Here is a 22673-nt window from a genome sequence, read left to right as displayed (position 1 = left end):
TCTCCCCCTCCCCCCTGCTCCCCCCCCCCCCCCCCCCCGCGGGGGGGGGGGGGGGGGGGGGGGGGCGCGCCCCCCCCCCCCCCCCACCCCGGGCCCGCCAGCAGTCGCGCGCCGCACGCCGGGGCCGCCAATCAGCCGAAAGTACGCCTGATTTCCGGACGATCGGCCAGCTCGGAACAGGCCGTTCTATCGATGAGCCGCCACCGCCTCAGCCCGCACAATCGGGGTTATGAGCGACGAGATCACGACGGTACGCCGCCCGTTCCGGCAATCCCCTCAAGGCGGCAGGCCGACGGATGACCGGCGCCGAGCAGGGACTCCCGCCACTGCCCCGTCCACGAGGGCAGGGTGGCTCGTGCCCGCCGCGCTGATCTTGCTCAGCGCCGTTCCCATGGCCGGCGGCGCCATCCGCCTGACCGAGTTGACCGGCGGTGCGGCGATCACGCCGGAGAATGCCCGGTTCTTCGCGGCGCCCCTGCCCGTGGTGCTGCACATCATCAGCGTCAGTGTGTACAGCCTTCTGGGGGCTTTCCAGTTCGCCTCCGGGTTCCGCCGCCGGAGGCCGGGGTGGCATCGCGTGGCCGGGCGGGTGCTGGTGTCATGCGGATTCGTCGTAGCGCTGACGGGTCTGTGGATGACCCTGTTCTATGCCCGCGCTGAGGGGGATAGCGATCTAGTCTCGGGCTTCCGGCTCGTGTTCGGTACGGCCATGTTCCTGTCCATCGGCCTCGGCCTCGCCGCGATCCGGCGGCGGGACATCCCCCGGCACCGCGCCTGGATGATACGCGGATATGCGATCGCACTAGGTGCGGGGACACAGGCGCTGACCCTGGGGTCGTGGTTCCTGTTCATCGGCACACCTGGCGAGCTGCCCAGAGCGCTGCTCATGGGCGCTGGGTGGGTGATCAACCTCGCCGTGGCCGAATGGATCATCCGTAGGCGACCGGCCCATCCACCCCGAGCCTCGCGGCCGACCGGCGATCGCCGCATGTCGCCGTAGGGGAGCCGAGTCAGTTCTTGACGCGGTTGGTCTCGTACGCCCACATGGCGATCTCGACGCGATTACGCGCGCCGAGTTTGGCCATCAGGCTAGCGATGTGGGATTTGACCGTGCTGAGGGAAATGTGCAGCTGCTCGGCGATCTCGCTGTTGGTTCGGCCACGTGCCACGGTGGTCAGGATCTGTTCTTCCCGGTCGGTGAGCGCCTCGATGGGGTGGACCGGTGGTGAGGCGGGCCCGGCGCGGGTGAAGGCCCCGAGCAGTCGGGCGGTGATGCTCGGGGCGATGAGTGCGTCGCCGTTGGCGGCGGCGTGGACGGCCTGGGAGAGCAGGTCGGCGCCGGCGTTCTTGAGCAGAAAACCCCGGGCGCCGGCCCTCAGGGCGGCGTAGACGTACTCGTCCAGGTCGAACGTGGTGATGACGACGACAGCCAGGGGATCCTCGACGGTCGGCCCGGCAAGGGAGCGGGTGGCTTCGATGCCGTCAAGGACGGGCATGCGGATGTCGAAGAGACACACGTCGGGGCGTAGGCGCCGCGCGAGCTCGACGGCCCGCCGCCCGTCGGCGGCCTGGCCGATGACCTCGATGTCCGGCTGGGCGTCGAGGATCATCATGAGCCCGGTGCGGACGATCTCCTGGTCGTCGGCGACGAGCACGCGGATGCTCATGGGGCCGATCCGGTTCGAGGAAGTACGGCGGTCACGCTCCAGCCTCGATCGGGGTTCGGGCCGGCGACGCAGGTGCCGCCGAGCAGGTCGGCGCGTTCGATCATGCCGATGAGTCCGTACCCCGGCGACGCGGCCGGGCGGATGAGGCTGCTGTCGCCGTCGTCGCTGACGCGCAGGTGCACCGAGGTGTCGTCGGCGGTCAGGCGGACCTGGATGCGGGTGGCGTGACGCGCATGGCGCCGGGCGTTGGTGACCGACTCCTGGGCCAGGCGGTAGATCGCGGCACCGACCGAGGGGGGCAGGTCGTCGACGTCGCCCGAGATCTCCACGTCGACGGACGGGCCGGAGTGGCCTGGGCCGGCGAGCTGCTGGAGATCGGTGACGCGCCGCCCGGGCGCCAGGCCGGCCGGTTGGTCGCGGCGCAGCACGCGGACCATGGCGCTCATCTCGGCCAAGGCGCGCGCCGCCTCCGCCTCGATCACGTGCAGCGCCTCGGTCGCGGCGCTCGGTCGCGACGCAGCGGTGGCCAGGCCGGCCTGTGCGCGGATGGCCATCGCCGAGACGTGATGAGCGATGGTGTCGTGCAGGTCGCGGGCCAGCTGTTCGCGTTCGAGCAGTTTGACCTGGTCGAGCTCGCGCATCCTGGCCTTGGCCCGGTAGCGGAAGGCCACGCCCAGGGCGAGGGTCAGGAACACCACGGTGACCCCGCCGACGGCATCGCTGGGACCGGGGTAGTCGAAGACCATCGAGAAGCAGATCTTGACCAGGATGATGGTCAACCCGATCACCGCCTCGCGCCCGGACCCCCACCGGAACAACGAGTAGGCCAGCAACAGCAGAAACACCATGGTGTACGTCTCTGGCGAGTAACCGCCCGTCAGTAAGGGGACCGGCGTCATGGCGCCGAAGGCGATCGCGATCATCAGTAGCGGTCTGCTGCGGCGCCACAACAACGTCGTCGCCAGCCCGGCAGTGACGATCACGGAGAGACCCCGCCACGGAAGATCCGGCCGCAGCGCTCCTTCGAGCAACGCGACCGCCACCAACACCCCCACCAGCGCCCAGTCCCGCCACCCCCGCGGCGCGGGGTTGGGAGGACGGGGCTCGTCCCACACCGAACGAATGAGACCGCGCACAGAGTCATGGTACGAGAGCCGGCTCCGGCCGTACCTGTTGGCGGGTCAGTGCGCGAGCACGTCCGGGAAACCGAACGTCGCGACCAGCGTGGGATCGTGGAACTTGATCACGCGGGAGACGCCGGTGGCGGTGGGGGCCAGCACCACGGCGCCGTCGGCTCGGAGCGCGCCGTCTTCATCCCGGTGGTACACGACGGCGGCGGGTTGGCCGTTGGCGGTGGTCGCGATCATCCGCCAGTCGCCCGGTGTGCCCAGCACGTACGCGTCGAGCATGTGGATGCACATCGCCCGGCCCGACTGCCAGTCGCGGAATGGCGTTGCCTCCAGCGTGGCGTCGGTGCGCAGCACCTGTTCCAGCAGGCCGACGTCGGAGCGCTCGAAGGCCGCGATGTAGCCGTCGAGCAACGCGCGTGCCCGTTGGTCGGTCGGTTCGAGCAGTTCCGCGGGCTCGGGCTCCAGTTCGTCGAGCCGGGCGCGGGCGCGCTGCAGACCGCTCTTGACCGCCGCAGTGGTGGTGTCGAGGATCTCCGCGGTCTCGGCCGCCGAGAAGGCCAGCACTTCGCGCAGGATGAGGATCACACGTTGGCGGGCGGGCAGGTGCTGCAGACTAGCGATGAGCGCCAGCCGCAGCGACTCGCGTTCGACGATCACCGCGGCCGGATCATCGGCGGGCGGGGCGATCCATGCGTCCGGCAGCGGTTCCAGCCACGAGACCTCGCCCGGCGCGACGGGACTCGGCGGGCGATCGGGTCCGTCGTACGGGCCTGTCAGACCCGAGGGCAGTACCCGGATCGGGCGCGGCTCCAACGCCGTCAGGCAGACGTTGGTGGCGATCTTGTAGAGCCAGGACCGAATCGACGCCCGGCCCTCGAATCCGGAGTAGAACCGCCACGCCCGCAGATACGTCTCCTGCACCAGGTCCTCGGCGTCGAGCGCCGAGCCGACCATGCGGTAGCAGTGCGCCAACAGCTCCCGGCGGAACCGCTCAGTCTCGGCGGTGAACCGGTCTTGATTCGGTGCCGCCCGCAGATGCGATGTCACGCCGCGAGCCTAGCCAGTACTGCAACACGCCTGGGCGTGGTCCACATGGCGATGCCGCCGACAACAGCAGGCCCCGCCTCAGCCACCATCGACGATGCGGATACCCCCTCGCGGTGGCGGTGTCCGCGATCAGACCTCATCGAGCTGCAGGATCATGCCGCGGAAGGTCGCGTAGCGGGCCAGGTTCGTCACGGCATCCTCGGCGGTGCGCCGGCCGATCTCGGACCCGAGCGCGGCTTCCAGTGCAGCCATGTCGTCCCAGTCCAGCATCACGACCATGTAGCACGGCTCGCCGACCACGGCTGCCGGCTCATGGCCGCGCGTGTAACGACGCAGGCCCGGATACTGTTTCGCCAACGGGATGTGGACATCGTTGTAGTGACGTTCGAACGCGTCGACGTCGGAGGGGGTGTCGTACATCACGACGAATCGCGCCATCTGCTTGGCGGCCGGGTCCACGGTTGCGGTCATCTGTTTCGACTCCTGTCATGGGAACCTCCGGTGTGCGGCGTCACCGGCTCGGTACCAGGGGGTTTTCTCAGGGCAGCAGGGCCAGTTTGCCGATGGTGGCTCTGGTTTCCAGCTCCGTGAGCGTTTTCGGGCCGTCGGCCAGTTCGTACGTGGTGGGCTGGCCGGGGGTGAGCACGCCGGCGGCGATGAGCGCGGGTAGCTCACCCATGACCTCGCCGAAGATCTGCGGCGCGGCCTGGATCAGCACGCCGATGTTGAGGCCGATGATGTGAACCTGGTGCTTGTACACCAGTTCCCAGTTGGTGATCGGGGCTTCGCCGCCTGCGACGCCGTAGACGATGACACGGCCGGTGACCCGCTTGGCGGCGGCCAGGCTGGCGTCGAAGGTGGTGCCGCCTGCCGACTCCAGCACAAGGTCGGCGCCGGCGCCGCCGGTCAGCCGCAGCACCTCGGCGGCGAGGTCGCCGCCGAGAGAGTCCAGGACATGGTCGGCTCCCAGCGCCAGCACTGTCTCGTGCTTGCCCGGCGAGGCGGTGGCGATGACCATCGCACCGTAGTGCTTGGCCATGGTGACCGCAGCCTGGCCGGTCGCGCCCGCCGCGGCGTGGATCAGCACGGTCTGCCCTGCGGTGATGCCGCCCAGAGGCTTGAGTGCGGCCAGCGCGGTGGGCCAGTTCACGACCAGGCCGAGCGCCTGCTGCTCCGTCCAGCCGGAAGGCACTGGCATCGCCCCGGCCGCGGGCAGCACCATGTACTCGGCGAAAGCGCCGTTTCCGACGCCGACGACGCGGGTCCCCGGTTGCGGGCCGGTCACCGCCTCGCCCACCGCGACGACCTCACCGGCGGCCTCGAAGCCGGCCAGGTACGGTGGCCGCGGGCCGTCCAGGAACGTGCCGTGAGCCTTCGAGATGTCGGCGAAGTTGACCCCGGCGGCGGTGACGCGGATGAGGACCTCGCCCTGGCCGGGGCTCGGCACTGGCGCGTCGGTGATCAGGCGCATGTCCTGCGGGCCGTTGAGGGAAGTCTGCTGCAACGCGCGCATGGTCGTGGGAATGCTCATTGGCGATCAGCCCTTCTTTCTCGGCGTACATGAGAGAGACCGACCGGCCCGTCGCGCGGGCGCGCCTCCCACCATGTAGACCCCGGCAACCACAAAAAGGAATCGACCGCTCCCGAACCGCACGGGGTCAGCTTCCGCCGAGGGCAGGCGGGACGTGACGAGCCGCTCGTTCTCGGCGAACGGGCCACCGGAGTTGGCACCACCGGCGCATTGTTCATGGCACCAACGGCGCATTGCTCACGCTTGTGGCATTAGTGCCAGTCGTGCTCCACGGCTTGACCTGACATACGGGCCGGTAGCTGTGCTCGGTGAGCAGTTGAAGAGCGGGGAGATGGTTCCTCGCGCTGCTGCCCGTTGCGTGGAGGACTGACTGGAACAGGTTCAGCCGACTCCTGATTTAAAGCCTGAATCAGGGAGTAGCATGAGGGAGAAGGGAGGGCCCATCCTTATGGCCGATGTCAAGCCCAGGAAGTCTTCGGCGGGAGCGGCCAAGAGGCGAAAGCAGCACCCGCTCCCGGCACAGCGTGGTGACAAGGTCGCAGGCACGACGCAGGCCCCTCGCAGGAAAGAGCTTGACGAGCGGGCGGCGCTGGCTCTATTCGATCAGGCACAGCGGCTGGACGGAGTGGTTGCCGCCACTCATGAGGCCGGTACCCGTGACACGGTCAGGGAAGTCGTCCAAGACTTGCTTGCCCATGCCGAGCCAGTGCGAGCGACGATCGCATCGAAGATTCTCGGTGTTGATGAGAAGACCGTTCGCGCGTGGGTCAAGGAGGGGCTGCTCATCCCGGTCAGGGTGAAGCCGCGATTGATGCTTCAAGCTGAACGCCTGTACACCGTGGCAACCCTTGTCCAGGATCTGCGGCGGACCGGCCGTACCCGCAATCTGATCGAGGCGGTCTGGTACCGCCTGGAGGACCTGCGGCTTATTGAGGATGATCAGCTCGCCGAGGGGCTGCGGCAAATGCAGCAGGGCGAGGGGCGTTCGTGGCGGGAGATCAAGGCCGAGTGGAGTTCCAAGAACTCAGAGTCGGCCGTCGGTGAAGACTGAGGTCTATCTCTCGGTTCTCGCCGAGAAGCAGGCCGAGACTTTGCGTGGGGCGGATCTGAGGGCCTTTGTCGCCTTCATCGGTGATCTGGAAGCGCGAGGTTGCGCGGCCCTCGGCTACCGACTCACCGGGGGCATCCCAGTGAGTCGGTTGTGCGTCAAGCGGCGTAAGCGGGCAAGAAGCTGACAAACTCCGGCCTGAACGCCAAATAGCAACCGGGTTAGGCAGGGGGTTTCTGCCCGGTGAGGGTCGTGCCCGCAGGTAGGTCATCGGCGAGGGCTTGGTCAATCCTCGTCCGCGGGGAGGGCGAAGAGGCGGATGTACAGGGGGCGGGCGTCCGGCGGCGCGTCCTCGGCGCGGTGGCTGTATCTCAGGAGCAGGGCGATGTACTCCTCGTAGAACTCGGCGAACTCCTGCTTCGTCATTCGGCCCATCCCGCGGGACCCCTTGGCCCAGTCGGGGTCGCGCTCGTAGGCGGCGGGGAAGCGCTCGAAGAGCGCGCGGTCCTCGTCCATGCCGATGCGGTGGAACTCGGCGAGGAGAGGGCGGTCCTCGGGGGCGAGCTGGTCGGGTGTGGGCGCGCGCAGGTCTCTCGGGGCGTCGGGGGCGCGGCGCCACCAGCGCTCCCTGCCGGTCGAGCGTTCGGGGATCTCCTCGATGAAGCCGTACTTCTCCAGCTGGCGCAGGTGGTAGCTGGTCGTGCCGGTCTTGGCGTCGAGAAGTTCGCCGAGGGTGGTCGAGGTCGCGGGGCCGTGCACGTTGAGGTGGCGCAGCATGAGCCGGCGCATCGGATGGGCGAGGGCCTTGAGCCTCGCCGGGTCGTCGAGCGTGAACGCCTCGTCATCCTTCATGAGGAGCAGCCTATCCTCCTGCCGAACGATATCTGCAGAGAAGCCTTTGCCGAGATGTCTCTGCAGAGTAGCTTCGGCATATGAGACGGATTCTTGCTGGAGCGGCGGCAGTGGCTGTTGCCCTGTGCCTGCTCGTCCCACCGGCTGTCGCGGTGGCCGAACCAACCCCACCTGCCGTACCCCCTGACCTGAGCGCGGCCGAGGTGAGTTTCCGGGGTAGCGGGGGGCTTGCCATGTACGGCACGGTTCTGACCCCGGCTGGGGCGAAGGCCGAGCGGCCGGGGATCGTGCTGGTGCACGGCGCGGGCACCGGAACGCCCCGCAAGCAGCTTCTGGGTGAGGCGGTGGAGTTCGCCCGCAGAGGGCTGTCCGTGCTGATCTACGACAAGCGGTCCGTGGGCTACTCGCTCTTCAACCGGTCCTACTCGCAGCTGGCCGACGACGCGCTCGGCGCCGTGGCCGCGCTGCGTACGCAGCCGGGCGTGGATCCGGCGAAGGTCGGGCTGTGGGGACTCAGCGAGGGCGGCTGGGTGGTGCCCATCGCGGCGGCCCGCTCGAAGGAGGTCGCCTTCGTCGTGCTCGTGGGCGCCAACGGGCTGGCGCCGTTGCGGCAGCAGACCTGGGCCGTGGCGGCCGGGCTGCGGAAGGCGGGGGTGTCGGGGTCGCTCGTCGAGCGGGCCGAGCCCAAGCTGTACACGGCGATCGCCGACGGCGGCATGTTCCCCGAGCCCTACTACGATCCCGCGCCGACCATCGCCAAGGTGGGCCAGCCCGTTCTCGGCATCTGGGGCACGAACGACCTGCTGACCCCGCCCAAGGAGACCCCTCCGGTGTTCGCCAGGGCACTCGAAGCGGGCGGGAATCGGCACTACACCTTCCAGTTCTTCCCGGGCGCCGACCATGCCGCCCACCAGAGCCCTGACGGCGGCGTCACCCGGCTGAAGGAGCTCGCCCCCGGCTACGCCGATCTGGTCGGCTCCTGGGTCAAGGACGTGACCGGCGGCAGGCTGCCCACGGCTCAGACGAATGGACCGGCCCCCGCACAGGCGTCGCTGACCATTCCGATGGACCCTCCGGCCTGGTGGGAGTCAGCCTTCATGCAGGTCGTGGCCTTGCTGGTGTTCCTGGTCGGGTTCGGGGCCTACCCGGTGGTCGCGCTGGTGCGCCGCCTTCGCCGCGCTGGCCAGGCGCCGGTGTCCAGGGCCGCCCGGCTGGTGAGCGCGGGCGGGTTCGGGGTGGTGCTCGGGGCGTTCTCCTACCTGTTCTACGTGGTCATGACCGGTGGCAAGCTGGCCGCTCCCGGGCCCATGGTCGCGGGTCACCCGGTGATCTGGCTGGTGTTGCAGCTCCTCGCGGTGGCCTGCGTGGTCGCCACCGTCCGTACGGCGCTGGCCTGGCGCCGGGTCCGCGCCACCGTGGCGAGAGGAGAGAGGGTACGGCTCGGACTCCTGCTCGCCGGTGGGGCGGTGTTCCTCCCGTGGGCCTTCTACTGGGGGCTGCTGCTTCCGTGAGGAGCGGTTCGCCATTCGATGTCCTGTTCCGCGCCGCGTACCCAGGTCACGCTGAGCGATGGGCGGCCGGGCCGGGTCACCTCGAACAGATAGGCGTCCGGCACGTCGACCCGCCGGACGCTCTCGGCGCCGTCGAGGCGCGCGGCCAGCTCGGCGAAGGCGTCCGCGCTCGGATGACGGGCACCGAGTGTCTCGCCGTCGGACTCCAGCAGCATCAACTTCGAGAAGATCAACTGCAGCATCTCGAGATGGGCCGTGGGCTCGTCGTCCGCGTCGGGGCCGAGTTGCCAGCAGACCGTGCGCCGCACGCCGCAGGACAGCGCCAGCAGGTTGCGCACCACGAGGTCGCGCGCGTTGATCCGATGCCGCTCGGCCTCTAGCTCCGGCGGGCAGCCCGTCATGAACATCTGCAGAGTTGGCGGCAGCTCGCTCATCCGCGTGTACAGCCGCTCCATCGCCTCCCGGGCGGGTGCGGCGGATGCCCCGCCCGCCCTGAAGTCCGCAGTGGTGAAGGTGTGCCAAGGGGTCAGGGCGCCGGAGTTCATGACGTCGGACAGGTGCTCCATCACCTCCGGATACTGGAAGAGGAGCGGGCCGTTGTACTCGCCGGCCAGGATGGGCTTCTCGGGGCCGGACGAGCGCATCACGGTGCGGATGTCGTCGATGGTGTCGGGAATCAGGTACGGGTCGCCGTACAGGTGGATGTCGAAGACGTCGTAAGCGCCCTCGGCGACGAGCCGCAGGAAGAAGTCCCGCTCCTCATCGGGGGTCTCGGGGGCGGGGAAGACGCCGGGCGGGCAGCCGCCGAGCACCACGTCGGCCCGCGGGTCGGCGCTCTTGACCGCCCGGTGGAACAGGGCCAGCAGGTCGAGGTACTCGGTCACGGTGCCGCCCCAGAACAGCGGGATGCACGGCTCGTTCTCGCACTGCCAGTAGCGCACGCGGCCCGCGCAGTGTGTCACCAGGGCGCGCAGCATCGCCTCGTACGCGGCCGGGTCGGTGGGCGGTGAGCCGGGGAACAGGTCGGTCGACCTGGTCGAGCCCCAGGGTGAGGCCGCGCAGATCATGAACCACAGCTCGGTGTCGTCGTCGACCTGGTCCAGGACCGCGTCCACCGCGCTCCAGTCGTAGCGGCCCGGCTCGGGTTCGAGCTGCGACCAGTAGAAGAACAGGCGCAGCAGCCCGGCGCCGAGGTCGCGGGCCTGCGGGGCGAACGTGTCGGGCTTGGCGACCAGGCCGTACTGGATGCCGCGGACCACGCCCATCCGGATGCCGTCGGTCGATGTCATGAGCTGTCCCTTCGGAGGAGGTTGTCCTCTGACGATGGCCCGGCCCGCTGGTAGGTCGCTGTTGTCCCGCTGTCAGGCCGCTGGTCGCGGGCTCGCGGCCGGGCGTCGCGCCACTGTCGGCGGGCCCGCGGCCGGGCGTCACGCCACTGTCGGCGGACCCGCGGCCGGGCTTCGGACCCGAGCCCGGCCGCAAGTCGTGAGGTCAGCCGGAAGAGACGTTCAACGCGGTAAGCAGGAACTCCAGCTGGTGCCGCAGCAACCCCTCCACAGCCGCCTCGGCGGTCGGCATGTGCGTGGCCCCCGACAGCGGGAGCACCTGGTGCGGGCGGCCCGCCGCCAGCAGCGCCGCCGACATCCGCAGGGTGTGCGCGGCCACCACGTTGTCGTCCGCCAGGCCGTGCACCAGCAGCAACGGGCGGCGCAGCCGGGCCGCGTCGCCGATGGGAGAGGAGCGCTCGTAGTTCTCCGGTTCCTCGTCCGGGTGGCCCAGGAACCGCTCCCGCCAGTGGGTGTCGTACAGCCGCTGGTCGCTCGGCGCCGCCCCTGAGATGGCAGCGTGGAACACCTCCGGCATGCGCAGCACCGCCGCCGCCGCGAGCGTGCCGCCGTAGCTCCAGCCGCGGATGCCCACCCGGCCCAGGTCGAGGTCGGGGCAGTGCTCGGCGGCTGCCCGCAGCGCCACGACCTGGTCTTCGAGCGGCGCGGTGAGCGTGTCGCCATGGACGGTCTTCTCCCAGACGGGGCCGCGTCCCGGAGTGCCGCGCCCGTCCGCCGTCACCACCGCGAACCCTTGCTCGGCGAACCACTGCGACTCGGCCAGCCACCAGTGCCGGGCCCGGGTCACCAACTGCATCGCCGGTCCCGCGTACGGGGCCATCAGCACCGGCAGCGGACCGGACCCCGGCCGGTGCCAGGAGGGCAGCAGCAACGCGGTACGGATCTCCCGCTCACCCGCCCGCAACCACGTGACGCGCGGGACGATCAGCGGCTCCGCCTGGAGCGAGGCGATCTCCACGTCGGGCCGCCCGTCGCGCACCACGCGGAACGAGTGACCGGCCTCGGTGTGCGAGGCGAGCAGCAGCGCGCCGCCCTCCCGCACACCGGCCAGCGCGTCGCCCTCCCGCACACCGGCCGACGCGCCGTTCGCCCGCTGGCCGGTGTGCAGGCCTGGCCCGTCGCTCAGGCGTACGGGCCCGCGCTCCGCTTCATAGGTCCACAGGTGCTGCTCGGTGGGCTCGTCATTCGCAGTGAAGAGCACAGATTCGCCGGAGACGTCCACGACCGAGCGGATCTGCAGCCCTTCGGGGGTGACCGGACGGCCGTCCACGAGCAGCCGCCGAGTGCCGTCCAGGTCGGCGGTGTGCACCAGCGCACCGGACGCGGTCCGTGCGGGCGTGCCCGCGACGAGCTGGACCCAGGCGGCATCGCGCTGCTCGTGGAGCGGCTTCGTCCGGCCCGTGTCCGGATCGGCGGTCAGCACCCGCAGCGTGCGCTGGTCCCGGCTCTGCACGCCGATCAGCGGACCGTGCGCGTCCCAGCCGGCGGTGGTCACGTACTCGTACGCGGCCCGGTCCCAGCGCAGCTCCACGGAGCCGCCGTCGAGGTCGAGCACGTGCAGCGTGACCTCGGCGTTGGCCGTGCCGGCCGCCGGATAGGCGATCTCGCGAGGCGGCCGGGACGGGTTGGCGGGATCGGCGATCCACCAGCGCTGAACGGGCCGGTTGTCGACCCTGGCGGCCAGCAGCCGGCTGCCGTCGGGCGACCACCAGTAGCCGCGTGTCCGGTCCATGGACTCCGCCGCCACATGCTCGGCCAGCCCCCACACGACCTCCGAGTCCTCGGGTACGGCCAGCCGCCGGTCACGTCCGTCGGCCAGTTCGACGACGTGCAGCGCGCCGCCGGTCACGTAGGCGACCCGGCTCCCAGTGGGGTCGGGCCGGGGATCGACCACCGGCCCGGCGGTGGGCACGGGCCGCGCCTCGCCGCCGTCGATGCGCACCGCCCACAGCCGCCCGTCGACGGCGAAGGCGACGGTACGTACGGCGGTATCGGCCGCGTAGGCGACGACCCCGGTCGCCCGCTCCCGAGCCCGCTCCCGCCGAACCCGCTCCGCCTCGGGAACGGCTCCCTCCGCCCCGAGCGTCTCGGGCGCCACGACCAGTCGCTCACCCATCTCGTCGGCGACCCAAAGACAGCTGCCCCGATCCTCACCCCCGCGAGTCCGGAGGAACACGACCCGACGGCCATCGGGCGACACAGTGAAGGCCCGGGGCACCCCGAGCGAGAACCGCTGGGTACGGGCGAATTGACGTGGAAATCCCTTGGTATCCATAAAAGGGACTCTGCACCGGACTACCAGGAACAGCGAGGGAGAGTGAAGTGCGCGGGGGAGACTCACCGGCGCCGGGGATCGATCGATCCAGTCGATATTTTAGCAGGCGCGAACCGGTCAGGCGTTGACGGAAAGCTCCCACAGACGCGCCGCGGCCGCCGGGTCGAGGGCGTAGGAGGCGACTCCGTGGCGGGCCGAGTGCGTGTCGTTCGGCAGCGCCTCGTTACAGTCCTCGAAGTAGCGGCCGGTGACGCCGTCGAGCAGCGGCGACGCGGCGGCGAGCACCGACGTGGCCGCCCCCTGCTCCGTCGTCTTCCACGTGACGTCCGCGCCGGAGGCGCCGGCGGCGGCGCGCAGCCGGTCGAGCTCCTCGTCGGAGACGTACCGCTGGAGGTTCGTGCGGATGCCGCCCGGCATCAGCGCGTTGACGGTGATCCCGTCGTCCGCCCAGCGCCGCGCCGCCTCCACCGCGAACAGCACGTTCGCCGTCTTCGACTGCCCGTACGCCGACCACGGCTCATAGGCGCGCTCACGGAAGTTGACGTCCTCGAAGACGACCGGGGAGCGCAGGTGCGCGGTGGAGCTGACCGAGACCACGCGGGCGCCATCGGCCGCCGCGAGCGCGGGGTGCAGGCCGGTGGCCAGGGCGAAGTGGCCGAGATGGTTCGTGGCGAACTGGAGCTCCCAGCCGTCCGGGGTGTGCGCCTCGGGGCAGGCCATCACGCCGGCGTTGTTGACCAGCATGTGCAGCGGGCCTTCCCAGGCGGCCACGAACGACGCGACCGTGCCGCGGTCGGCGAGGTCCAGCGGGGCGACGAAGATCTGCTTGTTGCCGGTGGTCGCGATGATGTCGGCGGCGGTCGCGGCGCCCGCGTCGAGGTCGCGCACGGCGAGGGTCACCTCCGCGCCCGCCGCGGCGAGCGCGCGGGCGGTCTCGACGCCGATGCCGGACGCCCCGCCGGTGACGATGGCCCGCCGGCCGGTGAGATCGACGCCTTCCAGCACCTCGGCCGCGGTGGATTGGGCGGTGAACGGGGTGGTGATGCGGGTGTTCGCAGTCATGATTCCCAGTCCTGTCAGGGATGCGGTGGGAGAGCCCCAAACGGTAAGATGTGAAACGGAGGAGCCTCCAATTAGCTCCGACTGTATTCGGAGTCTCCTCCGTTTGGCAAATCTCGCCCCCGAAATCCACAGGAGTCACCGTGCAGGCCGGATCCCGACCGCTGCGCGCCGACGCGCGCCGCAACCGCGATCGGCTGCTCGACGCCGCCGTGCGTGCCTTCTCCCATGAGGGCCCCGAGGTGACGCTCGACGCGATCGCCAAGGACGCGGGGGTCGGCATCGGTACGCTTTACCGGCATTTCCCCACCCGCGAGGCGCTCGTCGAGGCCGCCTACCGCAACGAGCTCACCAGGCTGTGCGAGGCCGCGGCGAGCCTGCTGCGGACGATGCCGCCCGACCAGGCGACCCGCGCCTGGATGGATCGCTTCGTCGACTACATGACGACCAAGCGCGGCATGGCCGACGCGCTGCGAGCGGTCATCGCGTCCGGCGGCAACCCGTTCGCGGAGAGCCGCGACCGGCTGGTCGGCGCGATCGGGTCACTGCTGACGGCCGGGGCCGCCGCGGGGACCGTGCGTTCGGACGTCGAGCCGGAGGACGTGCTCGCCAGCCTGGGCGGCGTGGCGCTGGTCGTCGGCGAGGACGAGCAGCGCGACCGGACGGGCCGCCTGCTCGACCTGCTGATGGACGGCCTGCGCTATCGTCGCGACGCCAAGCCCTGACGCGCCCTGCTCGCGCTCCCGGGAGGACCTGAGTCGCCGCCAGGGGTTCGCTATTTCACGCTGATCTTCGTCATCATCCCCATCGCGCGGTGATTGTCCACCGGGCACCACAGGTCGTACGTCCCCTTCTTCAGTGTGACGGAGAGCTTCGTCGTCTTTCCGGCTGGGACGATGCTGGAGGTCGAGTCGACCCCGGGCCCCTTGATCGTCAGGCCGTGCGGAGCGGTCCCCGCGTTGTGGATCGTGAAGGTGTAGGTCCCTGGCTTGAAGCCGGTCGTCGAGAGCGTGAGAGAGAACTCCCGCTCGGTCACCGTGACAGACCTATCGCGAGCCCCAGGCACCGCCGAGGCAGTAGTGCCCGCGCCGACCGTTGTCAGCGTCAGCGCGGCGGCTACGAGCCCGATCACCAGACGGGGCGCACTTCTGGAACGAATCGCAGCGGACATGATCGCCAACCCTTCATCGCGGCATCGATGTCAGCCATGGCATTCTCCGTATGCCCGAACCCGTGTAACGCCAGACCCGCGGGCGTGCCGCCATCATTTGACCTTGTCACCAGCGTCAACGTTTATCGTCGATCCCCGACCACCGACGAACGGACGCCCCGCATGAGCACGGACCGCGACACTCTTCTCGAACACGATCAGAGCTTCTTCGACGCCCTGGTGGCCAACGACCTCGACCGGCTGAAGGAACTGCTGGCGGACGACTTCCTCCTGGTGGGGGTCGAAGACGGGGCGGTCGCCACCAAGCAGGTCGTCCTCGACCTGGTGGCGTCCGGGTCCCTCCGGTTTCCGCGGATCGATTCGTTTCCCGGCGAGGCGATCGTCCGTTTTCATGGGGAGGTGGGCATCGTCGTCGGACGTACCGGCATGAACTTCACCAGCCCCGAAGGCGCCACGTTCAGTGCCGGGAGCCGCTACACGCACGTGTACACCGCCGACTCCCACGGCTCCTGGCGCCTCGCCTCCGCCCAGGGCACCGCGATCAAGGGCTGACGGCATTCACCTCGATCGCCGTGCCTGATCCAGCGGGTGTGGTGGCGGGCACGTATCTGGTTGCCCCACCAGCGTGGCGGCGCAGCTGGTGACGAGGTCCTCCGCGTAGGCGGGAATCGGGCGGCCCGAGCTCTGGTGGCGGCGGACCGTGGCGTACGGCAGGTCGACCGTGGCCAGGAACAGCTGCTCGACCTCCCGCGGCTCGCGCCTGTCCAGCCGTTCAGCCAGGGCGCGGACGGCGTTGCGGACCCGGCGGTCGCTGCGTTCCAGGCGTTCGCGGGCCTCCAAGGGCCAGTTGGGTTCGTCGAAGTCCGCCGGGCCGTACAGCAGGATGTGAGCTTCGTGCGGATGCGCCCTGCTCCATGCGACCACGTGGCGCGCGGCGGCCGGGGCGGCTCGTGCGGCGGGCTCGGTGTTGAGCGCTGACAGGAAGCCGTCCTGGAAGCGGTCGACCGTGCGCAGCCACAGAGTGGCGAGCATGGAGGAGCGGCTGGGGAAGCGGTGGTAGATCGAGCCGCTCGGCGCACGGGCGGCACGGGCGACCGCCGCCACGGTCACGGTGCTCGGGCCGCTCGCGGCCACCAGCTCGGCGGCCGCGTCGAGCAATCGGTCAACGTCATGGCGAGGCGGTCGTCCCATGCCGTCGAGCGTATAGGGACAGACTGAAGGGTTTCTGGGCGGTTAATCAGCTTCTGTCTTGGTCATCGCCCTGATGGTCTCGGCCATGTGCGTCCGCAGTTGGGCCAGCCGCCCCTCGATGCTGGCGCTCGCGTCACCCGGATTGTCGAGTACGGCCTGACGCAGCCCACTGTTCCCGTACGCGTGGACGAACGTGTGCTTGATGATGGTTTGTCCGGAGTCGGAGGTCAGGTCATAGCTCCACAACGAGGCCCGCCACCGCTGGCCGTCGAGCACCGCCCAGGCGAACCGCCTGCCCGGCTCCACCTCCGTGACCTCGCACGTCACGGTCCCCGTCTGGCCGTTGGGGAACCGGTTACGCCCCTCGAACCTCCTCCCGACCGCGAGGCCGTCCCCATCGTCGAGCCAGGTCGCGCCCGTACATTCCGGACTCCACTCGCCGATGCGCGAGACGTCCGTGATCAGCTTCCACACCTCCTCGGGTGAGTTGTCGACCCGGACCAGAACCTCCGTGGTGGCTCCCGTCACGGCGTGATCGGCCTGGAACGCCCGCACTTCCACGGTCCCGAACCTGGCCGCCGGATGCTTGGCCGCCACTTCCACCGCCTCCTCCAGGCTGGCGCACTCGAGGATGTCGAAGCCGCCGACCTGCTCCTTCGTCTCCACGAACGGCCCGTCGCCGACCAGTACGCGCCCATCGCGCACGCGTACGGACCGCCCTTCCGAAGCGGGCCGCAGAGCGTGTCCTTCCAGCCGGACCCGGCGCCGGTCCATCTCCTCGACCCACTCTTCGGCTCCGCCCTCTTCCGCGCTCACCTCGATGGACGGATCCGCGCAGATCAGCAGCAGATATTTCACCAGAACACTCCTTCTGCTCGTCGTTTTCACCCCACCGACGAACGGCTCCCTCACAAACCGACAAGTGGACAGCGATATAGCGGGCAACTCATATTGGACGAGGTCAACATCCCCCACACCGGAGGTCTGTATGGACGTGCGTCTGGACCATCTCGTCTGCTGGGTCTCGGACCAGCTTCGCGCGCTCGACTTCTACGAGCAGGTCATCGGCCTGCCCGGGGTACGTGCCGAGGAGTTCAGGGACGGCAAGGCGCCCTTCCCCAGCGTGCGGGTCTCCGGTGACACGATCATCGACCTGATGCCCCAGAACGCGGCGAACCGCATAGACGAGGGCACCGGTGTCAGCGGCAGCGCCGGTCATCCGCTGAACCACTTCTGTCTGGCATTCGCCCGCGACGACTTCGACGCGCTCGAAGCCAGGCTGGCCCGCAACGGCGTGGAGATCACCGGCACCGGCGCCAACTCCTTCGGCGCCAGGGGCATCGCGCCGGGCGTGATCTACTTCTCCGACCTCGACGGGAACGTGATCGAAGCCCGCTACTACGACTGAGGCTCAGGGACGCGGCCGGGCGCAAACTGTCGGCGCGGTTTGCTACACAAGACGGCATGGGTGTGAGCGTCGACGAGTTCCTCAAGCTGCTGGACCGGTTGCCCGAGGCGCGCCTGGGCGATCACGGTGGCACCTGGGTCAGCCTCAAGGTTCGTGACAAGGGCTTCGGTTATCTGTGGGAAGAGACCGAGACCGTGGGGCTCAAGGCGACGATCGAGGAGCAGATGGCGCTGGTCGCCGAGCGGCCCGATGTGTTCGAGATCCAGTTCACCGCCGGCCGGTTCGGGTGGGTGGTGGTGCACCTGCGGCGGATCGACGCTGACGAGCTGTTCGAGCTGGTCGCCGAGGCATGGTGTTTGACGGCGCCCAAGGAGTTGGTCGCCCCCTTCGAGGCTGCTCATAAAATCGGGCAATAGGGCGTAAAAGGAGTTGGAAGGCGCGGTTAGTATCAGGCACCGTGACAGATATGGACATCGAGCTGCGCGAGTGGTGCGCGGACGACGCTCCCACCGTGCTGCGCGCGTTCCAGGCGCCCGACATGGCAGGTCAGGCGTCGTGGCCGATCGTCTCACTCCAGGACGCGGTGGGCTGGATCGCGTCCTGGCCCGGTGCGGGCCACGCGTTCGCCGTCACGCTCTTCGGGCAGGTCGTGGGCAACGTCGCGGTGACGGGCATCGACGGCCACGACAACGGCTGGGTCTCCTACTGGACGGTGCCCGAGGCCAGGGGTAGGGGTGTCGCGGCGGCGGCCGTGGTCGAGCTGACCCGCTGGGCTTTCCGCGAGCGCGGCCTCTACCGGCTGGAGCTGGGACACCGCATCAACAACCCGGCCTCGTGCCGGGTGGCCACCAAGGCCGGTTTCCGTCCGGAGGGCATCGAACGCCAGAAGCTCCGCTACGACGGCCGCCGCTACGACGTCGAACGCCACGCCCGCCTCGCCACCGACTGACCTGCCACCGCACACCCCCGCGGACGGCTGGACGGAGAGTGCTGAACAGCTCGCGCCTGGTCATGGGTGGGCGAGCTGATCTAGGCTCGGGGGGTGGACAGCGAGAGCTCGGCCGCGGCCGGCCTGCTGGCGGCATTGAGCCGAGCGGCGGAGATTCTCGCCGAATTACACCACCCGTTCGTCCGGAGCCAGCCCTTCTCCTATTTCTTTCCGCCCGCCGGCGTACGGATCGGGACCGCGTTCACCCTCCCCGATGGCCGTGAGCTCGGCTTCGCCGTCTCCATCTCGGCCGCCAACGGCGAGTTCCACGTCGACGGGGTGATCTCCGTCGAGGGTGACGTATTGCTGGGGCTGCCGCCCAAGACCACGTCCAGCATCCACGACGGGCTCGCCGTCCTCGACGACTATGCGGGCGAGCTGGCAGCCCCGGCCGGGCAGCTCATCGACCAGCAGTTGGACAATATTGTCTGACTGTCTGACAATGGCAGGCATGAAGAACGGACCTTTCGCCGTCATCGGTGCCTCCGTGCTCTGGGGGACGGCCGGTACGGCGGGGCTGCTCGTCTCGGCCGACTCGATCGCCTTGGCCGCCGCCCGGCTGGTCATCGGCGGCACGGCGCTCGCCCTGTTCGGCCTGTTCGCCGGAGCCGGAGCCGGAGCCGGAGCCGGAGCTGGAGCTGGAGCTGGAGCTGGAGCGCGAGCCGAAGCGCGAGCCGAAGCGCGAGCCGGGCGGAGCCCGCTGCTCACGCCCAGGTCGCCGGTCACCAGACTGCGGGTCACGCCCAGGCTGCTGGTGACTCCCGGGTTGCTGGTCGCAGCCGTTGCCGTGGCCGTCTACCAGTTGTGCTTCTTCGCCGCGGTCGCCCGCACCGGCGTGGCCATCGGCACAGTCGTCGCGATCGGCAGTGGGCCCGTCTTCACCGGGCTGCTCTCTTGGATGCTGCACCGCGAGCGGCCGAGCCGGCGGTGGGCCATGGCCACCGCCGCCGCGGTCTGCGGGTGCGCCGCCCTGATCGTGGGCGGTGGTGCGCAGGCGGGTGGGCAGATGGTGTCCGGGGTGCTGTTCGCGCTGCTCGGCGGGCTGCTCTACGCGTTCTACGCCGTCACCGCCGCTCGGGCGATCAGCACGGGCGGGTCGTCGAACGCGGTCATGGGGGTGATGTTCGGCGGCGCCGCCGTCCTCATGGTGCCGATCCTGCTCTGGCGGGGCACCGAGTGGCTGGCCGAGCCGCGCGGGCTGCTCGCCGCCCTGTACCTCGGCCTCGGCGCCACCGCTCTTTCTTACTTCCTGTACGGCAGAGGACTGCGCACCACACCGGTGGCCACGGCCGCCACACTCGCCCTGGCCGAGCCGGCGGTCGCCGCGCTGCTCGGGCTGCTGGTGCTCGGTGAACGACTGACCCCGGTGTCCGTCGCCGGTCTCGTCCTGCTGGCGATCAGCCTCGTGGTCGTGGCCGTACCAGAAAAGCCGCCGACCGAAAAGCCGCTTGCGGAAAGGTTGGCGTCTGAAGAGGCACCGGCCGAAAAGCAGCGCCCCGAAAAGCAGCGCCCCGAAAAGCAGCCGGCCGAAAAGCCGCTTGCGGAGAGGTCGGCGGCTGAAGAGGCGCGAGCCGGAGGGCCGCGGGGGGAAACGGCGTGTCCCAATGAGGCGTTAGAGTCGCAGCCGTGACGTTGCCGTTCAGACCCGTCTCCGCGGTCGGCGCGCTCGCCGACGCGCTGCGCCGCAGGGTGCTCTCCGGCGAGATCGGGCCGGGCACCGCGCTGCCCGAGCAGGAGCTCGCCGCCACCTACGGGGTGGCCAGGCCCACGGTCCGGGAGGCCCTGGCCGTGCTGGTGCACGAAGGGCTGCTCAGGCGTGAGCGCAATCGCAGTGCCTATGTCCCCGAGGTAACGATCGCCGACCTCGACGATCTCATGTACGTACGCCGGCCGCTGGAGGGTCTGATGGCCGCGGCGGTGGCGGGACGGCGGGTGCCGGAGGCGGAGGCGGCGCTGGTCCGGATGAGCGCCCTGCCCGCCGACGCGCCGTGGTCGGAGTCGGTGGCCGAGCACATGGCGCTGCACCAGGCACTGATCGAGGCGGTGGGCAGCCCGCGGCTCGAACGGCTCTACGGCGCGCTCGCCGCCGAGACCCGGCTCGGCCTGGTCCGCCTGCGCGAGGTCTACGAGGACAGGGACGTGCTCGTACACGAGCACCGGGAGCTGCTCGACGCGATCGCCGACGGCCCCGCCGAGGCGGCGCGGGCCGCGGTGGCCGCTCACCTCAGCCACGCGTGGGGCGGCGACGCAAGGCCTCTCCCGAGCCTCTCCTGAGCCCCTCCAGGCCCTCTGCCGAGCCGATCTCGCGATGGAGATCCGCACCCAATATCGCGAACTCTTGCGTCGGGACCCCAGAAGTCGCAAGAATCGCGGCCATGCACGGCAATCCGATGCCGGACTCCTACGTGTACGTCACGGAAGAGGGCGTGACCCGTCACTATGCGGACGGGAGCGTCGAAGCCCTTGCCTGGGAGGACGTGGTCGAGGTCCGTGTGGTGACCGAGTCAGGAGAGGACGTCCTCTATATCCTGCTCGACCGCGACGGCGAAGGCTGCGTAGTACCCAGGTCGGCCACCGACGCCACGTTTCTGGCGCGTCTGCGCTATCTGCCCGACTTCGACCTCGACCGGTTGCACATCGCCGCCGAGTCGGCACATGACGGAGTCGTGGTCGTCTGGCGGAGTCCCGACCCGCCGTCCGCACTGCCGGATCTGGAATATGACTAGCGGCGTCATATTTCGGCAACCAGCTGAAATGTTGCCATAAACCGCACATTTGCCGACGTGTCGATCAGCACTTTTGGATCGTTCCGTCAACCCTTTCCCGCCCTGAGTTCCGTCCGGTTGTGGACATTTAACGGTATTTCCCATGCAGGAGTGGATCTTTACTCTTTAGTGGGGGCCGCCGCCCTTGATTGTGCATGGGGGACTTGTCAACCCATGAGGTTCAAGGAACGTCATGTACTTGCGGTGCACAGAATTTCAGGGTGGTGCTATGAGGGTGGGGACTGAGGAGTCCGATGTCGTACTCCTCGAGGCCGTACCACGTCACGCGTCAAGTATCTGGACGCGTGCGTACTTACGGCTTCTGTGGGGTGGCGACACGGCGTGCGCGCTGGTCGCGTGCGTCTGCGTGCTGGGCATCCGCCTCTTGTCCGGCGCGTACGTTCCGTTGGCCGAGTTCGTTCTCGGAGTGGGCCTGACCATCGCCTGGCCCTTCGCACTGGCGATGGGTGGCGCGTACCGGCAGCGCGCGCACGGCGAGGGCACTGAGGAGTTCAGGGCCGTCTTCAACGGCGGCGCCGGGTTGATGGCCGCGGTCGCGATCGGCGCCTACGCCACGCAGACCGTCGTGGCGCGCAGTTTCGTGATGGCGATGCTGCCGCTGGCGCTTCTGTCCACGTTGTACTTCCGCTACAGGATGCGAAAACGGCTGCACAGCCGGAGAGTGGTCGGCGACTACATGCGCGAGGTCATCGCCGTCGGCCATCGCGAATCCATTCTCGACCTGGTCATGCAGTTCCGTCGTCAGCCGTACCACGGCATGCGGGTCGTAGGCGCCTGCCTGCCGCCGGACCGGATGGACGTCGACCTCGACGGCATCCCGGTGCTGGGCTCGTTCGGTGACGTCGCCGAGGTGGTGTACCGGATGGGAGCCGACGCGGTCGCCGTCACGGCCTGCCCCGAGTTCGACGGGTCGGCGCTTCGGCGGCTGGCGTGGAGCCTGGAGACCGCGCGTACCGACCTGTTCGTCGCGCCCGCGCTCATGGAGGTCGCCGGCCCGCGGATCAGCATCAGGCCGGTGGCGGGGATGCCGCTCCTGCACGTGGAGCATCCCGAGTTCGACGGCGCCAGGCAGATCGTCAAGACCATCTTCGACCGGCTCGTAGCGGGAGCCGCGTTGGTGCTCATGGCCGTGCCGCTGCTGGCGATCGTGCTGCTGATCCGCCTCACCAGTCCGGGCCCCGCGCTGTTCAGCCAGATCAGGGTCGGCAAACGCGGCAAAGAGTTCCGTGTCTTGAAATTTCGGACCATGGTGGAGGACGCCGAGAAGCTCAGAGGCGCACTCCTCGATGCCAACGAACTGGACGGGGTGCTCTTCAAAATTAGGAACGATCCAAGGATCACTCCGGTAGGCGCTTTCCTCCGCAAATACTCGCTGGACGAGCTCCCCCAACTGGTCAATGTCATGCGCGGCGACATGTCGCTCGTCGGCCCCCGGCCACCGCTCCCGGAGGAGGTCGCCAAGTACGGCAGCGACGTCCGCCGCCGCCTGGTCGTCAAGCCGGGCATGACGGGGCTCTGGCAGGTCAGCGGCCGCTCGAACCTGAGCTGGGAGGAGTCCGTACGCCTCGACCTGAGGTACGTGGAGAACTGGTCCCTCATCCTCGACCTGCAGATCCTCTGGAAGACCTGGTCCGTCGTCACCCGTGGAGAAGGGGCCTACTAG

Annotated in this window: 25 protein-coding genes; 13 read left to right on the top strand and 12 right to left on the bottom strand. The window is 69.4% G+C overall.

Annotated features, from left to right (window positions below):
- The first annotated feature begins 229 nt into the window (after window positions 1-229).
- A complete protein-coding gene (locus tag AB0H88_RS46295) occupies window positions 230-1000 on the top strand; it encodes a DUF2306 domain-containing protein (protein ID WP_357655691.1) in 771 nt (256 codons plus the stop codon).
- Between the two features lie 10 nt (window positions 1001-1010).
- On the opposite strand, the gene AB0H88_RS46290 is transcribed toward AB0H88_RS46295, so the two are convergent.
- The 5 genes from AB0H88_RS46290 to AB0H88_RS46270 all read right to left on the bottom strand — a co-directional run bounded on the left by AB0H88_RS46290 (window position 1011) and on the right by AB0H88_RS46270 (window position 5375).
- Window positions 1011-1667, bottom strand: coding sequence for a response regulator transcription factor (locus AB0H88_RS46290; protein WP_357655688.1), 657 nt, complete (start codon window positions 1665-1667; stop codon window positions 1011-1013).
- The gene (locus AB0H88_RS46285; RefSeq protein ID WP_357655686.1) at window positions 1664-2803 is read right to left on the bottom strand and encodes a histidine kinase; all 1140 of its coding nucleotides are present in this window, start codon (window positions 2801-2803) and stop codon (window positions 1664-1666) included. Before AB0H88_RS46285 ends, AB0H88_RS46290 begins: the two co-directional genes overlap by 4 nt.
- 45 nt (window positions 2804-2848) lie before the next feature.
- Window positions 2849-3844 carry an RNA polymerase subunit sigma-70 gene (locus tag AB0H88_RS46280; protein WP_357655683.1) on the bottom strand — a complete coding sequence of 332 codons (996 nt, stop codon included), beginning with the start codon at window positions 3842-3844 and terminating at the stop codon, window positions 2849-2851.
- Window positions 3845-3973: 129 nt separating this feature from the next.
- A complete protein-coding gene (locus AB0H88_RS46275; RefSeq protein WP_357655681.1) occupies window positions 3974-4315 on the bottom strand; it encodes an EthD family reductase in 342 nt (113 codons plus the stop codon).
- Window positions 4316-4382: 67 nt separating this feature from the next.
- Complete coding sequence (locus tag AB0H88_RS46270; RefSeq protein ID WP_357655679.1) at window positions 4383-5375, bottom strand: NADPH:quinone oxidoreductase family protein; 993 nt, start codon at window positions 5373-5375, stop codon at window positions 4383-4385.
- Between the two features lie 448 nt (window positions 5376-5823).
- Here AB0H88_RS46270 and AB0H88_RS46265 point away from each other — a divergent pair, with 448 nt between their 5' ends.
- The gene (locus AB0H88_RS46265) at window positions 5824-6426 is read left to right on the top strand and encodes a hypothetical protein (protein ID WP_357655677.1); all 603 of its coding nucleotides are present in this window, start codon (window positions 5824-5826) and stop codon (window positions 6424-6426) included.
- A 282-nt stretch (window positions 6427-6708) separates the two neighbouring features.
- On the opposite strand, the gene AB0H88_RS46260 is transcribed toward AB0H88_RS46265, so the two are convergent.
- Window positions 6709-7275 carry a helix-turn-helix domain-containing protein gene (locus AB0H88_RS46260; RefSeq protein WP_357655674.1) on the bottom strand — a complete coding sequence of 189 codons (567 nt, stop codon included), beginning with the start codon at window positions 7273-7275 and terminating at the stop codon, window positions 6709-6711.
- A 110-nt stretch (window positions 7276-7385) separates the two neighbouring features.
- On the opposite strand from AB0H88_RS46260, the gene AB0H88_RS46255 reads away from it, so the two are divergent.
- The gene (locus AB0H88_RS46255) at window positions 7386-8786 is read left to right on the top strand and encodes a prolyl oligopeptidase family serine peptidase (RefSeq protein WP_357655672.1); all 1401 of its coding nucleotides are present in this window, start codon (window positions 7386-7388) and stop codon (window positions 8784-8786) included.
- On the opposite strand, the gene AB0H88_RS46250 is transcribed toward AB0H88_RS46255, so the two are convergent.
- From AB0H88_RS46250 to AB0H88_RS46240, 3 genes are all read right to left on the bottom strand, one after another.
- Window positions 8762-10075, bottom strand: a complete 1314-nt coding sequence (locus AB0H88_RS46250) for a hypothetical protein (RefSeq protein ID WP_357655670.1) — start codon at window positions 10073-10075, stop codon at window positions 8762-8764. The genes AB0H88_RS46255 and AB0H88_RS46250 overlap by 25 nt on opposite strands.
- A gap of 202 nt (window positions 10076-10277) precedes the next feature.
- Window positions 10278-12248 (bottom strand): prolyl oligopeptidase family serine peptidase, encoded by a 1971-nt coding sequence (locus AB0H88_RS46245; protein ID WP_357655667.1) that lies wholly within the window; start codon window positions 12246-12248, stop codon window positions 10278-10280.
- A 276-nt stretch (window positions 12249-12524) separates the two neighbouring features.
- Window positions 12525-13469, bottom strand: coding sequence for an SDR family NAD(P)-dependent oxidoreductase (locus tag AB0H88_RS46240; RefSeq protein WP_357655666.1), 945 nt, complete (start codon window positions 13467-13469; stop codon window positions 12525-12527).
- Between the two features lie 140 nt (window positions 13470-13609).
- Between AB0H88_RS46240 and AB0H88_RS46235 the strand changes: the two genes are divergently transcribed.
- Entirely contained in the window at window positions 13610-14191 is a 582-nt protein-coding gene (locus AB0H88_RS46235; protein WP_357655664.1) for a helix-turn-helix domain-containing protein, read from the top strand.
- A 50-nt stretch (window positions 14192-14241) separates the two neighbouring features.
- On the opposite strand, the gene AB0H88_RS46230 is transcribed toward AB0H88_RS46235, so the two are convergent.
- Entirely contained in the window at window positions 14242-14637 is a 396-nt protein-coding gene (locus AB0H88_RS46230; RefSeq protein ID WP_357655662.1) for a cupredoxin domain-containing protein, read from the bottom strand.
- A gap of 162 nt (window positions 14638-14799) precedes the next feature.
- On the opposite strand from AB0H88_RS46230, the gene AB0H88_RS46225 reads away from it, so the two are divergent.
- Window positions 14800-15189: a nuclear transport factor 2 family protein gene (locus AB0H88_RS46225; protein ID WP_357655659.1), complete on the top strand. Its 390-nt coding sequence runs from the start codon at window positions 14800-14802 to the stop codon at window positions 15187-15189.
- A 6-nt stretch (window positions 15190-15195) separates the two neighbouring features.
- On the opposite strand, the gene AB0H88_RS46220 is transcribed toward AB0H88_RS46225, so the two are convergent.
- Window positions 15196-15828: a TetR/AcrR family transcriptional regulator gene (locus tag AB0H88_RS46220; RefSeq protein ID WP_357655656.1), complete on the bottom strand. Its 633-nt coding sequence runs from the start codon at window positions 15826-15828 to the stop codon at window positions 15196-15198.
- 42 nt (window positions 15829-15870) lie between these two features.
- Window positions 15871-16686: an SRPBCC family protein gene (locus AB0H88_RS46215; protein WP_357655653.1), complete on the bottom strand. Its 816-nt coding sequence runs from the start codon at window positions 16684-16686 to the stop codon at window positions 15871-15873.
- 130 nt (window positions 16687-16816) lie between these two features.
- Between AB0H88_RS46215 and AB0H88_RS46210 the strand changes: the two genes are divergently transcribed.
- From AB0H88_RS46210 to AB0H88_RS46175, 8 genes are all read left to right on the top strand, one after another.
- Window positions 16817-17236 carry a VOC family protein gene (locus AB0H88_RS46210; RefSeq protein WP_357655652.1) on the top strand — a complete coding sequence of 140 codons (420 nt, stop codon included), beginning with the start codon at window positions 16817-16819 and terminating at the stop codon, window positions 17234-17236.
- A gap of 56 nt (window positions 17237-17292) precedes the next feature.
- On the top strand, window positions 17293-17652 hold the full coding sequence (locus tag AB0H88_RS46205) for an MmcQ/YjbR family DNA-binding protein (protein WP_357655649.1): 360 nt from the start codon (window positions 17293-17295) through the stop codon (window positions 17650-17652).
- A 50-nt stretch (window positions 17653-17702) separates the two neighbouring features.
- The gene (locus tag AB0H88_RS46200; RefSeq protein WP_357655698.1) at window positions 17703-18185 is read left to right on the top strand and encodes a GNAT family protein; all 483 of its coding nucleotides are present in this window, start codon (window positions 17703-17705) and stop codon (window positions 18183-18185) included.
- Window positions 18186-18278: 93 nt separating this feature from the next.
- Complete coding sequence (locus AB0H88_RS46195; protein WP_357655646.1) at window positions 18279-18656, top strand: hypothetical protein; 378 nt, start codon at window positions 18279-18281, stop codon at window positions 18654-18656.
- A 19-nt stretch (window positions 18657-18675) separates the two neighbouring features.
- Window positions 18676-19854, top strand: coding sequence for an EamA family transporter (locus tag AB0H88_RS46190; RefSeq protein ID WP_357655643.1), 1179 nt, complete (start codon window positions 18676-18678; stop codon window positions 19852-19854).
- Window positions 19851-20498: a GntR family transcriptional regulator gene (locus AB0H88_RS46185; RefSeq protein ID WP_357655640.1), complete on the top strand. Its 648-nt coding sequence runs from the start codon at window positions 19851-19853 to the stop codon at window positions 20496-20498. Before AB0H88_RS46190 ends, AB0H88_RS46185 begins: the two co-directional genes overlap by 4 nt.
- A gap of 101 nt (window positions 20499-20599) precedes the next feature.
- Window positions 20600-20950 carry a hypothetical protein gene (locus tag AB0H88_RS46180; protein WP_225298795.1) on the top strand — a complete coding sequence of 117 codons (351 nt, stop codon included), beginning with the start codon at window positions 20600-20602 and terminating at the stop codon, window positions 20948-20950.
- Between the two features lie 268 nt (window positions 20951-21218).
- Window positions 21219-22673, top strand: coding sequence for a sugar transferase (locus tag AB0H88_RS46175; protein WP_357655638.1), 1455 nt, complete (start codon window positions 21219-21221; stop codon window positions 22671-22673).

It is taken from the genome of Nonomuraea sp. NPDC050680 (genome assembly GCF_040654555.1).
Classification (GTDB): Bacteria; Actinomycetota; Actinomycetes; order Streptosporangiales; family Streptosporangiaceae; genus Nonomuraea.
The sequence above is the reverse complement of the archived record's forward strand: the minus strand, read 5'-3'. Positions and strand labels throughout refer to the sequence as shown.